A 15,834-nucleotide genomic window follows, 5' to 3' on the forward strand; every position below is an offset into this window, starting at 1 on the left:
ACGTAAACATAGCATTTTCATTGTGCTTATATTACAGTTTTTAAAATAGGACGCTTTGTTTTAAGAAAAACAAAAGAAACAAATCAATACATCAATATCAGAAAATACAATTAATGGCTAAAAAGCAAGTAAAAGAAAAATCCATAGAAGAAACATTATGGCAAGCCTGTGACAAGCTTAGAGGCTCTGTAGAATCAAGCGAATACAAACACGTTGTACTAGGTTTAATCTTCTTAAAATTTGCCAGCGATAAATTTGAAGAACGTAAAAAAGAACTCATTGAAGGAGGACAAGAAAAATATGTAGAAATGAAAGATTTCTACAATATGAAAAATGTCTTTTTCTTAAATGAAAAATCTCGTTGGGAATACATAAAGAAATATGCAAAGGTTGAAAATGATGAGGTAGGAACAAATGCTACAAGAATAGACACCGCCTTACACAACATTGAAAAGAACAACCCTGCGCTTAAAGGTGCATTGCCAGATAATTATTTTTCACGATTAGGATTAGACAAAACCAAACTTGCATCGCTTATTGACCAAATAAGTGAGATAAATACTATTGCCGATAAACAGAACGATATAGTTGGGCGAGTTTATGAGTATTTCTTAGCCAAATTTGCTATTAAAGAAGGGAAAGGAAAAGGAGAATTCTATACCCCAAAGAGTATTGTAAACCTCATTGCAGAAATGATAGAACCTTACCAAGGTATTATTTACGATCCTGCTTGTGGTTCTGGAGGTATGTTTGTACAATCTGTAAAGTTTATAGAACAACACCACGGTAATAAAAAAGAGGTTTCTGTCTACGGACAAGAATATACCAATACAACGTATAAACTGGCAAAAATGAATTTAGCCATACGTGGTATTTCTGCTAATTTGGGAGAAAAGGCAGCCGATACTTTTGGAGCAGACCAACACCCAGACTTGAAAGCCGATTTTATCATGGCGAATCCTCCCTTTAACCAGAAAGATTGGAGAGCAGAAAGCGAATTGACTGATGATCCGCGTTGGAAAGGTTATGAAGTACCACCAAAATCTAATGCCAATTATGGTTGGATTTTAAATATGGTTTCTAAATTATCCGAAAATGGAGTAGCTGGTTTTATATTGGCAAACGGTGCCCTTTCTGGTGGTGGTGAAGAGTATAAAATACGTAAGAAACTGATTGAAAATAATATGGTAGAAGCGATTTTAATTCTACCACAAAATATGTTCTATACCACAACAATTAGCGTAACTCTTTGGATTTTAAACAAGAACAAAACTAAAAAAACAGTAGACAAAGGTTCAGAAACACGTAACTACCGTAACCGAGAGGAAGAAATACTTTTTTTGGATTTACGTGAAAAGGGAGAGCCTTTTGAGAAGAAGTACATACAGTTTTCTAATTCACAAATTGAAGGTATTGCTGAAACTTTACATACTTGGCAAACTGATATAGGTACATATGAAAATATACCTGAATATTGTTATTCGGCAACAAAGTCTGAAGTCATTAAAAAAGATTTTTCATTAGTACCTAGTAAATATATTGAGTTTGTAAACCGAGACGAAAACATAGACTTTGACACCAAATTACAAACATTACATACAGAACTCAGAGACCTTTTACAACAGGAAGCACAATCAAATTCTGAATTACAAAGTGTTTTTAAAACATTAGGTTATGAATTATAAAAAAATAGGTGATTTTATTCAGCAAGTAAATCTTAAAAATGAAGATGGTGAGGTTAAAAATTTACTTGGTGTAAACTTAGACAAAGTGTTTATGCCTTCGGTAGCCAACTTAAACGGTGTGGATATGACGAAGTATAAAATTATTAAAAAAGGTCAATTTGGTTGTAAGTTAATGAGCGTAGGGAGAGATAAAAAACTACCAATTTCTCATCTAACAGATTATGATAAAGCAATTATATCTTCTGCTTACTATGTTTTTGAAGTCAAAAATGAAAAAGAACTATTACCTGAGTATTTAATGATGTGGTTTTTAAGATCAGAATCAGATAGATTTTTATGGTTTTTAAGTGGTGGTGATGTTAGAGGAAGAATAACTTGGGACGACTTATGCACTCTTCCAATAAGAATCCCATCTATAGAAAAACAACAACAAATTGTAGACGAGTACAACACGGTGTCCAACCGCATACAACTCAACGAAAAAATAAACACCAACCTAGAAGCTACTGCACAAGCTTTATATAAACATTGGTTTGTAGACTTTGAGTTTCCCTATGTCACATCGAGCGGAGTCGAGATGCCTTATAAATCTTCTGGTGGAAAAATGGTGTATAATGAAGAATTAGATAAAGATATTCCTGTTGGTTTTAAAATAGGCGATATAACTAATATTGCTATAATTGAAGATGGAGATAGGGGGAAAAATTATCCTAAAGATTATGAGTATAATACTAAAGGTTATTGTTTGTTTCTTGGCGCCCCAAATGTAAGTAGAACAGGTTTTTCTTTTAAAGAAACCGTTTTTATAAGTAAAGAAAAAGACAACCTTTTGAGAAAGGGTAAATTAAAAAGAAACGATATAGTTTTTACTACTCGTGGAAGTTCAATTGGAAAATTAGGTTTCTATTCTAAAAGCATCGTTTTTGAACACTTAAGGATAAACTCTGGAATGGTCATATTTAGATGTAATTCATTATCTACATCATTATACTTATATACCATTCTAAAAGGTGAGTATTTCCAAAATCTTATACAAGGATATTTATCTGGTTCTGCTCAACCTCAATTACCAATAAAAGATTTATCTAAAATGCCAATATTAATACCTAACGCTAATATTATTAATGAGTTTGGTTTAAAAATAAACTTTATTCAAAATAATATTGAACTAAACAATAGGATTTCGGAAAAATTAAACAATTTCAAATCCATTATTTTAAATAAAATGGCTAGAGAATCACTAAAACCACAAGCCGTATGAAGTATAAATACCAACTTATTACAATAGGTACAACTGGAGATTTATCGGACAAGATTATAAATCTATTTTTTGTACAAATCAAAGAATTAAAACTTGATAAAGATGCTTTTATTATTATAGATGAAACCAACTACTCAAAAGAATATAAAGGTAATCAACCTGCATTTGCAATTTATTTTGGAGATGAAGATGGTAATTTCAAACATTTGGACATCATTGATTCACTTATAAAAGACGGTACAATAATTCTTCCCGTTTTTTATAACGATAACTGTTTTGGAATAGAAATACCAAAAGTATTAGAAAATCAAAATGGATTATTGTATGACTCGACTAAAAATATAAAAATTGTTAATCTGGCTTTAGAATCGTTTGAGCTTCTTCGAACTTCAAGAAAAGTGTTTGTCAGTTATAAAAGAAATGAATCTACATCTGTAGCAATTCAATTATATGAAGCTTTAGAAAGAAATAATTTTGATGTATTTCTTGACACACACTCCATTAAACAAGGAGAACCTTTTCAGGAGGAACTTTGGCACAGAATGACAGATTGTGATGTTATTGTTTTATTAAATACACCTAAGTTTTTAGATAGCTATTGGTGTAAAGAAGAAATAGCTGAAGCAAGCGCAAAACAAATTGGAATTATTCAATTAGTGTGGCCAAATCATAAACTAGAAGCGATGGCACATGTTTGTTTACCGATACAACTTCAAAGTACTGATTTTGAAGAAAGTGTATTTGATAACGAGAATGCATCTAAACTAGTAGAACCATTTGTCAATAATTTGGTAAGTGAAGTAGAATCAATGAGGGCAAGAAACTTAGCATCTAGGCAAGATAATTTAATTACAGAGTTTACAAATTTTGCAGTAAAATATGGTAAGTCGATAAATTTACAACCAGAAAGATTTGTTACTGAAGAATTAGGTGGTAATAAAAAGAGAATATTTATTCCAACTGTTGGTATTCCTCAATCTGTTAATTGTAATCAATCTGAAGAAATCATTAAAGAAATAAAAGATTACGAAGTAGATAGTGTTCATTTAATTTATGATGATTTAAGAATAAGAGATAAATGGCTAACTCATTTAGATTGGTTAAATGGATATTTAAAAGTACAAACAATTAAGAAAAAAAACTTTGACAGATGGCTAAAAGAGAATTAAAAAATATTTTTCTTTCTGCAAGTATTCCACTTCCTGAAAGAGACCCAAGATATTATGAAACCGCAGATGTAATAGCAATTAGAGATGCCGTTATTGCTTTATGTACAACTGTACTGCCTAATTATAAATTAATTTGGGGTGGTCATCCTTCAATTACTCCATTGGTTAATTACGTTCTACAAAAGTTAAACTTAAACATACAAGATCATGTAGAACTTTATCAATCTAAATTTTTTGAAAAGTTTTACCCTGAAGATAATAATAAATTCGAAAACGTAATCCTTACACCTGTTTTAGAAGATAGAGATTCTAGTCTTAGGCTAATGCGAGAATTAATGCTTGGAAATAAAAAGTTTGCAGCTGGTATATTTATTGGAGGTATGGAAGGGGTAGAGAATGAATATAAAATATTTAGAGAGCTTCATCCAAATGCTATAATAATAGCTTTAGCAAGTACAGGAGCAGCCGCTAAAATCATACATCAGAGTGAAATTAAACCAAATGAACGGTTTCTAAATGATTATGCATACTCATCAACATTTAAAGAATTTTTAATCGATAAAATATAGCTATGGGAAAAAAAGTATTTGTTTCATATAAATACGGAGACGAGCAGGTTGCCAAATTAAAAGATACCTATTACGATGAAGTAGATGGGGAAATGAAATGGGTTAGAAGAAAAACTAAAGCTAGAGACTTTGTAGATGTACTTCAGAACCTTATAGGTAAAGATAATATGAATTTAGGTGAAAAAGATGGTGATAGCTTAGAAGAATTTGCTGACTCCACTATTCAAGGAAAATTAAAAGACAAGATTTTTCAAAGTAGTGTAACAATTGTAGTCATATCTAAAGGAATGAAAGATCCATTAAAACTTGAAAAAGATCAATGGATACCTTGGGAAATTTCATATTCTCTACAATCGATCAAAAGGGAAAATCAAGCAAGTAAAATGAATGCAATATTAGGAGTTGTTTTACCTGACGAACATGCTTCATACGATTGGTATTATAGAGAAAATCTCGATTGCAACTCTACTACTCATTTTACTAATCAGTTGTTCAGTATGTTAAAAAAGAACATGTTTAATCTAAAAAACACTGAGACAAAGGAATGTAATGGCACTACTATTAATGTAAGTAATAATCCTTCTTTTATCAAAACCGTTAAGTGGAGTGACTTTAATAGCTCTTCTTATAATAATTATATAGATGCAGCTGTTGAAATTAAGGATAATCAACTTGCAAATGATAGCTATAAAATGAAAATTAAACTAGATTAATAAAATGGCAAAATATAGCGTACACCAACAACCCGTAGAAACTTTATTAAGTTGGATAAAATCTGGTGATATCGCCATACCAGAAATTCAACGGCCTTTTGTATGGAAAGCTTCCAAGGTTAGGGACTTAATAGATTCTTTATATCAAGGGTATCCTGTTGGTTACATTATTACTTGGCGTAATCCTGATGTTAAATTAAAGAATGGAGAGCTATCGGCAGGTAAAAAAGTATTAATAGATGGTCAACAACGTATCACTGCTTTAACAGCTGCTATCGTTGGGCAACGTGTTCTCAATAAAAACTATAAAGAAATTAATATTCGCATTGCTTTTAATCCGTTAACAGAAGCTTTTGAGGTTTTGAACAAAGCCAAAGAAAGAAGTCCTGAATGGATCAACAACATCAACCCCATTGTAAACGATGAAATTTCTATCACCAAAGCCATTCGTCAATACTTAAAAGATAATCCAGAAGCAGATGAAGATTTAATAGAGGATAGAATTGAAAATCTTAAAAAGATAAAAAGTAAACAAGTTGGTATTATTGAGTTAGACGCAAGTTTAGATATTGACACGGTAACCGAAATCTTTATTCGTATCAATCAAAAAGGTGTGGTATTAAGTAATGCCGATTTTGTAATGTCTAAAATTGCTTCAGACGAGCAACACGGAGGAAACAAAATGCGTAAAATGGTAGATTATTTCTGCCGTTTGTTAGTAGATAAAAGTTTCCATAAACACATTGTAGATAACGATACCAATTTTACGGAAAGCAACTACTACAAAGCCATTAATTGGATGGCTACAGGTAGTGATGATTTGTATTGCCCTGATTATATAGATATGCTTCGTGTGGCATTTACGTTTAAATTTAGTCGTGGTAAGTTTAGTGACTTGGTTGCTTTATTATCCGGCAGAAATTTTGAAACCAGAACCTACGAAAATGAAATTGCAGCAGCGAGTTATAATAAGCTTTCAGAAGGTCTAGAAGCCTTTGTAAACCAAACTAATTACCAACGGTTTGTAATGATATTAAAATCGACTGGCCTAATAAGTAGAAAGCTTATTTCATCACAAAACAGTTTAAATTTTGCGTATGCATTATACTTAAAACTTCGTGATGAAGGAATGAGTGAACCAGAAATACAAGGCTATGTAAAAAGATGGTTGATATTATCCATATTTATTGGTCGCTATTCAGGTTCAGCAGAATCGAGAATAGACGAAGACATAAAACAAATAAATGAAAAAGGTATAGCTGCCTATTTATTACAAATGGAGCAAGCTCATTTAGGTGAAGGCTTTTGGGATTTTGGTTTAATAAACGATTTAGAAAGTTCTAGTGTAAATAACAATGCCTATACGTTGTATTTAGCAGCTCAAGTAAATAGTAATGCTGTAGCTTTCTTATCAAAATCAATGACCATTACTAGTTTAATAGAACAAAGAGGAGATATTCATCACATATTCCCAAAACAGTATTTAATAAACAACGGCTACCCACAGAAAGCCTATAACCAAGTAGCCAATTTTGTATATACAGAACAAGCTACCAACATAAAAGTGGGTAAAATGCCGCCCAGTGAATACTTAGCTAAAATTAAAGACCAAATAATTAAAGGTGTTAATGAAATTAGCACATTAGATGCTGAATCTGCTTTAACCGAAAACATCAAAACAAATGATATTCCTCCATTTATAACCGAAGCTACACATCAAAATTATAATACCTTTTTGGAAGAAAGGCGCAAAATGATGTCTAAGAAATTAAAGGAATATTACGAAAGTCTATAAATGTAAAACGGATGGGTCAAAAATTTACAGAAGCGCAGTTAGAAAATGTTTTTACAGAGCTATTGGCAAATGAAGGATATCCACACCATTTGGGTAATACTTTAAATCGTGCAGAAGATGAAGTTATTCTTGAAGACGATTTACGTTCATTTTTAGCTTCTAAATATGCTATAGAGAACATTTCTAATACAGAGATAGATGGTATTATCCTGCAATTGAAAACATTACCTAGCTCAGATTTATATGAAAGCAATAAACGTTTTATGCGTATGCTTTCAGACGGATTTATTCTAAAAAGGGAAGACCCAAGTGAAAAGGATATCTATGTGCAATTGATAGATTTTTCTGGTTTAGAAAAACAAGTTAAAAGCGCAAGCATAGAAACGATTAAAGTTGCAGAACCTGAATTAACTTATGACGACAATAACATCTATAAATTTGTCAATCAATTAGAAATTGTAGGTACACACAAACGTATTCCAGATGGTATTTTATATGTAAATGGTTTGCCTTTAGTGGTTTTTGAGTTTAAAACAGCCATACAAGAAAACACTACCATTCACAATGCTTATGTACAATTAACAACACGTTATAAAAGAGATATTCCACAACTTTTTATCTACAATACATTTTGTGTTATTAGTGATGGTGTAAATAACAAAGCGGGTTCATTTTTTGCACCTTATGAGTTTTACTATGCTTGGAGACGTATTGCAGGTTTAGCAAAAGATGTAGATGGTATAGATTCTATGTTTACGCTCGTTCAAGGAATGTTGCATAAAAACCGCTTACTAGATATTATTCGCAATTTTATTTACCTACCAGATAGCAGTAAAAAAGATGAAAAAATTGTGTGTCGTTATCCCCAATATTATGCGGCAAGAGCATTATATGACAATATAAAACTAGCTCAAAAACCAAATGGAAACGGCAAGGGTGGGACATATTTTGGTGCTACAGGTTGTGGCAAGAGTTTTACAATGCTGTTCTTAACGCGCTTATTAATGAAAAGCGAATATTTTGAGAATCCAACCATTGTACTCATCACAGATCGCACAGATTTAGACGATCAATTATCATCACAATTTACCAATGCCAAAAACTATGTTGGAGATAATGGTATTGTAAGTGTAGAAAGTCGCAGTCATCTAAGAGAACTAATGCAAGGATGCGAATCTGGTGGCGTATTTCTGACTACCATACATAAGTTCACCGAAGACTTAGAATTGCTCACAGAACGCACCAATGTCATTTGTATAAGTGACGAAGCCCATAGAAGTCAAACCAATCTAGACCAAAAAATAAAAGTTACCGAGAAAGGGGTTAAAAAAACCTATGGTTTTGCTAAATATCTACACGATTCTTTACCTAACGCAACCTTTGTTGGATTTACAGGAACACCAATAGATGCAACATTAGATGTATTTGGTAAAGTAGTAGATTCTTATACAATGACCGAGTCTGTAAAAGATGAAATAACAGTAAGAATTGTATATGAAGGAAGAGCTGCAAAAGTTATTTTAAACAATAGCGAATTACAAAAAATCGAAGAATACTACGAAGAAGCGGCCAATGCAGGAGCTAATGAATATCAAGTAGAAGAAAGTAAAAAGCAATCAGCAAATATGAATGCTATTTTGGGCGACCCAGACGTGCTCAAAAAAATAGCAGTAGATTTTGTAAACCATTATGAAAACAGAATCAACGAAGGAGCTACGGTAAAAGGGAAAGCAATGTTTGTTTGTCCTAGCAGAACAATTGCTTACGAATTTTATAAAAACCTAATTGCCCTACGACCAGAATGGGCCGAAATTAAACAGGCAGAAGACGGAGCAGAGTTAACCGATAAAGACAAACGAGAAATAAAACCAATGGAACGTGTTAAAATGATTATGACACGTGGTAAAGATGACCCTAAAGAAATGTATGAAGCTTTAGGTACAAAAGAGTATCGAAAAGAGTTAGACCGTCAGTTTAAAAATGAAAAATCAAACTTTAAAATCGCCATTGTGGTAGATATGTGGTTAACTGGCTTTGATGTTCCATTTTTAGATAGTATTTATATTTACAAACCTATTCAGCAACACAATTTAATTCAAACTATTTCTCGTGTAAACAGAAAATTTGCAGGTAAAAATAAAGGTTTAGTAGTAGATTATATTGGTATTAAAAAAGCTATGAATATGGCTTTAGCCAAATACGGAAAAGGCGACCAAGATAACTTTGAAGATATAGCGTCTTCGTTAATTATAGTTCGTAATCACTTAGATTTATTAGGTAAGTTGTTCCATAAATTTGACAATAGTAAATACTTTGATGGCTCTGCATTAGACCAATTAAATACTTTAAATCAAGCTGCAGAATTTGCACAAGTAACCAAAGAAGCTGAAACTCGCTTTATGGGCTTAGTAAAGCGTTTAAAAGCGGCTTATGACATTTGTGCAGGAAGTGAAAAGCTAACGCAAAAAGAAAGAGATTATACGCATTTCTATTTAGCAGTTCGTTCTATCGTTTTCAAATTAACAAAAGGTGATGCACCAGACACCGCACAAATGAACGCTAAAGTGCGTGAAATGATAAAAGATGCATTACAAAGTGACGGTGTAGAAGAAATATTTAAAATAGGAGAAAATTCTGAAGCTGAACAAGATATTTTTGATGATGACTATTTAGCCAAAATAGAAAAGATAAAATTGCCTAACACAAAAATTAAACTACTTCAAAAACTACTAGCAAGGGCTATTGGAGAAATGAAGAAAGTAAATAAGGTAAAAGGTGTCGATTTTACTAAGAAAATGGATGCTCTGGTAGCTAAATATAATGATAGAAGCGAAAATGATATCTTACGAAGTGAAGTCTATGATGAAATGGCTGAAGCATTAACAGAAATGATAATGCAAGTTCGAGAAGAATTTAATGCGGGTGACGAACTAGGAATAGACTTTGAAGAAAAAGCTTTTTATGATATTCTTCTTGAGTTGTGTGCTAAATATGATTTTACGTATCCAGAAGACAAACTTATTACACTCGCCAAGAAAATAAAAGAACTTGTTGGAGATTTGGCAAAGTTTCCAGATTGGAATAATAAAGGAAGTATTAAATCTGAATTAAAGGTTGGGTTAATTATACTTCTAGATGATAATGGATATCCACCTGTTGAGCGAGATGAAGTGTATCAGGAAATCTTCTCACAAGCAGAGAACTTTAAGAAAAATAAAAAATAGTTCATTTCTTGACATTACAACATAAGTGCTACTTACTCTTTCGTAATGTTTTTAAATAATAAGCAACTAGCGTTTAACCCCCACCCCAATGACCATAGAAGACCTAGCAGGCACATACATCATCACAGGAAGCAACCAAAGTGCAGATGCCGCAGGCTATGAGGGCGAACTCAAACTAGCGCTAGATGAGCATAAGAGAATTATTGCTACTTGGCTAATAAGTGGTGATCAGTACCAACAAGGGACTGGTTTCTTTAAAAATAATATTCTGGTGATTAATTTTAATTATGAGGGCGATGACGAGACCATCTACAAAGGTGTCGTAGTCTATCAATGCATCACCAAAGATCTACTAGAAGGCTTCTGGTCAGAAAAACACGGTAATCCGCTATACCTAGGTGAAGAACGCTGCTATAGAAAAGGGGTACATAAGGAGGTGCTTAATTAGTCGGTAGGCGGTAGTTAGTAGGCGGTAGTAGCATAGCTTAGTTAACGTATTCTATATTCGAATATGGAATATTATGGATTAACTTATTGAATTTTAATTATATATTCATTATTATTGCATATTCGAATATGGAATAATAAGTTATGAAGTATAAACAACAAATAATGAGTCCGCAAGACATTGTGATATTATTAAAGATTATTGCCATAAATAATGAAAAATGGCAGCAGCTAGATTTGGCACACTCATTAGGCATTAGCCAGTCTGAGGTGAGTAAATCTATTGTACGTTCAAAATATGCGGGCCTGATTGACCCTTCTGGAAAGAAGGTATTTAAACTGGCACTACTCGACTTTTTAAAGAGTGGTATTACCTATGTATTTCCGCAGAAACCCGGGTCATTAGTTAAAGGAATACCAACAGCACATTCTGCACTACCGCTTAACTCTCAGATTGTGAGTAATGAGCATTATGTGTGGCCCTCAGCCCGTGGTACTTTAAGAGGACAAGCTATAGAACCTCTTTATCCATCGGTTATAAAGGCGGTAGAAAGTGACGCAATCTTATATGAATTGTTAGCCTTAGTAGATACTTTACGCGTAGGCAGGGCAAGGGAAAAAGCTATGGCTATTAAAGCCTTAGAACGTTTATTTTTTGATGCTAAAAGCACTAATGATGGTACGAAATTATTGGTACTATAAATGATAAGTCAGGAAAAAAATAGAGACGCAATTGAGCAAGTAGCTATTGGACTTGAGGAACTCAAGGAGACAGCGGTGTTTGTAGGCGGTGCAGTGGTGAGTTTATACGCAGATAATCACGCAATTAATGAAATAAGAGTAACTGAAGATATAGATGTTACTATTAAAGTTAAGAATTATAGTGATTGGATAAAAATAGAAGAGCAATTACGGGATCAAAAATTTTCTCCAGACCCAGTAAGCACCTCTATTGTGCGTAAAATATTTAAAGGAGTACCTGTAGATATAATTCCAGATGGTATTGATAACCCCGTAAATGGTAATAACAAATGGTATGCATATGGCTTTAAGGACATCCACAAAGCAAAAGTCAACACGCAAGAGATTCAAATTTTTAGTCCATCGATATTTATAGCTACTAAGTTTGAAGCATTTAATAGCAGAGGTACAGATTACCGCACCAGTCACGATATTGAAGATATACTTTACATATTATTAAATAATAGCGACATTGTTTCTGAAATAAAAAACACCCATAAAGACGTTCGTCTATTTATAAGAGAGCAATTATCACTACTGCTTGTACAGCGCAGTAGTGATGAAATTTTGTCGGCAAATATTGATCGTCAAATTCTTACTGAAAGTTTAGACCTATTAAAAGTAACTATCAATCAAATAATTGATAGCTAAATATCATTGCACCAGCTAAATAATTAGATAAAAAAGGATTACCTGCGGTGATCCCAAGGGGGAATCCTGGGCAAGCATGAAACCCTTAACGAGCGGTGCTCGTTGGTTTTTTTGTTTTCTACCCCTACTTTCATGCGGAGATTACAAATAAATAATTGATAAAAAATAGAAAGGGATTACCTAAAGGTGATCCCAGAGGGGAATCCTGGGCAAGCATGAAAACCTTAACGAGCGGTGCTCGTTAGGTTTTTTGTTTTCTACCCCTACTTTCAAGCGGAGATTACAAATAAATAATTGTTGAAAATTAGAAAAAGGGATTACCTGCGGTGATCCCAGAGGGGAATCCTGGGCAAGCATGAAACCTTCAACGAGCGGTGCTCGTTAGGTTTTTTGTTTTCTACCCCTACTTTCAAGCGGAGATTACAAATAATTAATTGGTGAAAATTAGAAATGGATTACCTGCGGTGATCCCAGAGGGGAATCCTGGGCAAGCATGAAACCCTTAACGAGCGGTGCTCGTTGGGTTTTTTGTTTTATCCCTTCGCCTACCAAGCTAGCTTGACTAATAACAATTGATGACAAATAGAAAAAGGGATTACCTGCGGTGATCCCAGAGGGGAATCCTGGGCAAGCATGAAAACCTTAACGAGCGGTGCTCGTTAGGTTTTTTGTTTTCTACCTCTACTTTCAAGCGGAGATTACAAATAATTAATTGGTGAAAATTAGAAAGGGATTACCTGCGGTGATCCCAAGGGGGAATCCTGGGCAAGCATGAAACCTTCAACGAGCTCTGCTCGTTAGGTTTTTTGTTTTCTACCCCTACTTTCAAGCGGAGCTTGACGTATGGTTATAAAACAAAAAACCCGCAACAACGTTGCGGGTTTCTTTTGCGGAGAATGAGGGATTCGAACCCCCGGAGGTGTGACCCTCAACAGTTTTCAAGACTGCCGCATTCGACCACTCTGCCAATTCTCCTAGAGTGCCTCATCAAGCTATCTGCTTGATTGCGGGTGCAAATATACAGTGCTTTTTCCTTTACAACAACACTTTTTTGTAGTTTTTTTCAATCAACCACATAACTCCCACTACCCGAGCACTTTTAGCGCTAAAAAAAATAAAATCACCCTTCCCTCAACACCTAATATCCTAACCCAACCAAAAAAAACCTTCCCCGCAAGGGGAAGAAAATGAAGTCCCTCTTCGAAGAGAGATTTAGAGAGATGTCCCACAACAGTGAGCAACAACAGAAAAGAAAAAACAACACAACACAACCACCACTTCCCCGCAAGGGGAACAAAAATGAAGTCTCTCTTTGAAGAGAGATTTAGAGAGATGTTTCACAACAGTAAGAAAACAACAGTGAGCAACAACAAACCTTCCCTGCCAAGGGAAGAAAACCACCCCACCACTTCCCCGCAAGGGGAAAAAAATGAAGTCTCTCTTCGAAGAGAGATTTAGAGAGATGTTTCACAACAGTAAGAAAACAACAGTGAGCAACAACAAACCTTCCCTGCCAAGGGAAGAAAACCACCCCACCACTTCCCCGCAAGGGGAAAAAAATGAAGTCTCTCTTCGAAGAGAGATTTAGAGAGATGTTTCACAACAGTAAGCAACAACAGCAAGCAAGCAACAAACACCCCCCAAATTCTGTTCACCAAAATTCCAATAACGTCCTTCTCGTTTTAAAAAGCGTTAAACAATTATCATAATATAATTATATTTGCCGCAAGATCCCTAGTTATGAAATCTGTGTACACCATCTGTTACTTTAGTAAAGCCTCTGAGGATCTATCTGAAGAAGAAATTCAAGAAATCTTTGATCATACTAATGAGCGCAATAATGAGCGTGGTGTGCGTGGTATCTTGCTACACTCTTTTGGTAACTTCTTCCAAGTACTAGAAGGTGACGAAGAATATCTCACCAACTTATACACTACTAAAATCAAACATGATACGCGTCACCACAGCGTGTTTGAGGTAATTAATAAGGAAAGTACTAAATCACTTTTTGAAGAATATAACTCGCGTTTTCAAACTATTGAAAATAGAGAGCAGCTAGATGAGATCAAAGCGTATCTCAAAGTACACTCGATACAATCTACTACATCAGATAAGCTGTCACGCCTTTTACGATCTTTTATTATACTTGATTAACCATCAAATAACCATCATAAAAAAAGCCTCACTGTTTTCACAGTGAGGCTTTTTACTTATTGATGCTTATACTTATACGTTAAATAAGAAATGCATTACATCTCCATCTTTAACGATGTATTCTTTTCCTTGTACTGCTAGCTTTCCAGCCTCGCGTACTTTTGACTCACTACCGTAGGTTACAAAATCTTCATATTGTATTACCTCTGCACGTATAAAGCCTTTCTCAAAGTCTGTGTGGATTACTCCAGCTGCTTGTGGTCCAGTTGCTCCTATGTTTACCGTCCATGCGCGTACTTCCTTTACACCTGCTGTAAAGTACGTTTGCTGGTTTAATAACTTGTATGCTCCACGTATTAAGACAGCACTTCCTGGCTCTTCAAGACCTATATCTGCAAGAAACATCTGGCGCTCTTCATAATCATCTAGCTCTGTAATATCTGCTTCTGTACCTACAGCAAGTACTACTACCTCTGCATTTTCTTCTTTTACAGCCTCACGTACCTTTGTTACGTACTCATTACCATTTACAGCAGCTCCTTCATCTACGTTACACACGTACATTACTGGCTTGTCTGTAATAAATTGTAATGGCTTTACATACTCTTCTCTCGTATCCTCATCTATATCAATAGCTCGTATAGAGATTCCTGCTTCTAGTGAAGATTTTATTTTTAAAAGTACTGCCTCTTCTGCTTGTGCTTCTTTATTACCAGTACGAGCAGCGCGTTTTACTTTTTCAAGTTTCTTATCTGTAGTCTCAAGATCTTTAAGCTGTAGCTCTATATCTATCGTTTCCTTATCTCTTATAGGATCTACACTTCCATCTACGTGTACAATGTTATCGTTGTCAAAACAACGTAGCACATGTATGATAGCATCTGTCTCACGTATGTTTCCTAGAAATTGATTTCCTAGTCCTTCACCTTTACTTGCTCCTTTTACAAGACCTGCAATATCTACAATCTCTACCGTAGCAGGGACTACACGCTCAGGCTTTACAAGCTCTTCAAGTTTTGACAGACGTTCATCTGGTACATTTACCACACCTACGTTAGGCTCTATAGTACAAAACGGGTAGTTTGCACTTTGCGCTTTGGCATTAGACAGACAGTTAAAAAGGGTTGACTTCCCTACGTTAGGTAATCCTACGATTCCAGCTTTCATAAAATAATGTGTATTAATAGTACGCTTTCGCGAAAGCGGAAAAAATACCTTTCCACTCTTTTTTCAGGATGCAAAGATAATTCTTATTTATAGATCTACCGACTGCCAGACCAAGCTTATATAAACAACCGAAAGTTGTGATATTTTAAGAGAAAGGGGAGGTTGCCACATAAACTTTGGCAAAGACTTAGCAAAGCATTACCATACCCTTAAGCATCATAGAGGGATTGCATAGGTACTTTTGTACAGAACCAAAAC

Annotated in this window: 12 protein-coding genes and 1 tRNA gene; 11 read left to right on the forward strand and 2 right to left on the reverse strand. The window is 34.4% G+C overall.

Going from position 1 to position 15,834, the window contains the following annotated elements; translation table 11 throughout:
- The first annotated feature begins 113 nt into the window (after positions 1-113).
- From SJY37_RS14500 to SJY37_RS14545, 10 genes are all read left to right on the forward strand, one after another.
- Positions 114-1,685: an N-6 DNA methylase gene (locus tag SJY37_RS14500; protein WP_379953277.1), complete on the forward strand. Its 1,572-nt coding sequence runs from the start codon at positions 114-116 to the stop codon at positions 1,683-1,685.
- A complete protein-coding gene (locus SJY37_RS14505) occupies positions 1,675-2,946 on the forward strand; it encodes a restriction endonuclease subunit S (RefSeq protein ID WP_379953278.1) in 1,272 nt (423 codons plus the stop codon). Before SJY37_RS14500 ends, SJY37_RS14505 begins: the two co-directional genes overlap by 11 nt.
- Positions 2,943-4,115 (forward strand): toll/interleukin-1 receptor domain-containing protein, encoded by a 1,173-nt coding sequence (locus SJY37_RS14510; protein ID WP_379953279.1) that lies wholly within the window; start codon positions 2,943-2,945, stop codon positions 4,113-4,115. The genes SJY37_RS14505 and SJY37_RS14510 overlap by 4 nt, the downstream gene beginning before the upstream one ends.
- The gene (locus SJY37_RS14515) at positions 4,097-4,684 is read left to right on the forward strand and encodes a hypothetical protein (RefSeq protein ID WP_379953280.1); all 588 of its coding nucleotides are present in this window, start codon (positions 4,097-4,099) and stop codon (positions 4,682-4,684) included. Before SJY37_RS14510 ends, SJY37_RS14515 begins: the two co-directional genes overlap by 19 nt.
- 2 nt (positions 4,685-4,686) lie before the next feature.
- The gene (locus tag SJY37_RS14520; RefSeq protein WP_379953281.1) at positions 4,687-5,397 is read left to right on the forward strand and encodes a TIR domain-containing protein; all 711 of its coding nucleotides are present in this window, start codon (positions 4,687-4,689) and stop codon (positions 5,395-5,397) included.
- 4 nt (positions 5,398-5,401) lie between these two features.
- A complete protein-coding gene (locus SJY37_RS14525) occupies positions 5,402-7,192 on the forward strand; it encodes a DUF262 domain-containing protein (protein WP_379953282.1) in 1,791 nt (596 codons plus the stop codon).
- Positions 7,193-7,203: 11 nt separating this feature from the next.
- A complete protein-coding gene (locus SJY37_RS14530) occupies positions 7,204-10,416 on the forward strand; it encodes a type I restriction endonuclease subunit R (RefSeq protein WP_379953283.1) in 3,213 nt (1,070 codons plus the stop codon).
- Between the two features lie 88 nt (positions 10,417-10,504).
- Positions 10,505-10,864, forward strand: a complete 360-nt coding sequence (locus tag SJY37_RS14535; protein WP_379953284.1) for a hypothetical protein — start codon at positions 10,505-10,507, stop codon at positions 10,862-10,864.
- A 164-nt stretch (positions 10,865-11,028) separates the two neighbouring features.
- Positions 11,029-11,565, forward strand: a complete 537-nt coding sequence (locus SJY37_RS14540; protein ID WP_379953285.1) for a hypothetical protein — start codon at positions 11,029-11,031, stop codon at positions 11,563-11,565.
- Positions 11,566-12,255 (forward strand): nucleotidyl transferase AbiEii/AbiGii toxin family protein, encoded by a 690-nt coding sequence (locus tag SJY37_RS14545; protein ID WP_379953286.1) that lies wholly within the window; start codon positions 11,566-11,568, stop codon positions 12,253-12,255.
- 890 nt (positions 12,256-13,145) lie between these two features.
- On the opposite strand, the gene SJY37_RS14550 is transcribed toward SJY37_RS14545, so the two are convergent.
- A tRNA-Ser gene (locus SJY37_RS14550) sits at positions 13,146-13,230 on the reverse strand.
- A gap of 765 nt (positions 13,231-13,995) precedes the next feature.
- Here SJY37_RS14550 and SJY37_RS14555 point away from each other — a divergent pair.
- Positions 13,996-14,409 (forward strand): BLUF domain-containing protein, encoded by a 414-nt coding sequence (locus tag SJY37_RS14555; protein ID WP_379953287.1) that lies wholly within the window; start codon positions 13,996-13,998, stop codon positions 14,407-14,409.
- 72 nt (positions 14,410-14,481) lie between these two features.
- Here the strand turns inward: SJY37_RS14555 and ychF are convergent, their stop codons facing one another.
- Entirely contained in the window at positions 14,482-15,576 is a 1,095-nt protein-coding gene (gene ychF / locus SJY37_RS14560) for a redox-regulated ATPase YchF (protein ID WP_339848343.1), read from the reverse strand.
- Positions 15,577-15,834 lie beyond the last annotated feature (258 nt).

Origin of the sequence: Dokdonia sp. R78006, from assembly GCF_042466145.1 — a bacterium.
Taxonomy (GTDB): Bacteria; Bacteroidota; Bacteroidia; order Flavobacteriales; family Flavobacteriaceae; genus Dokdonia.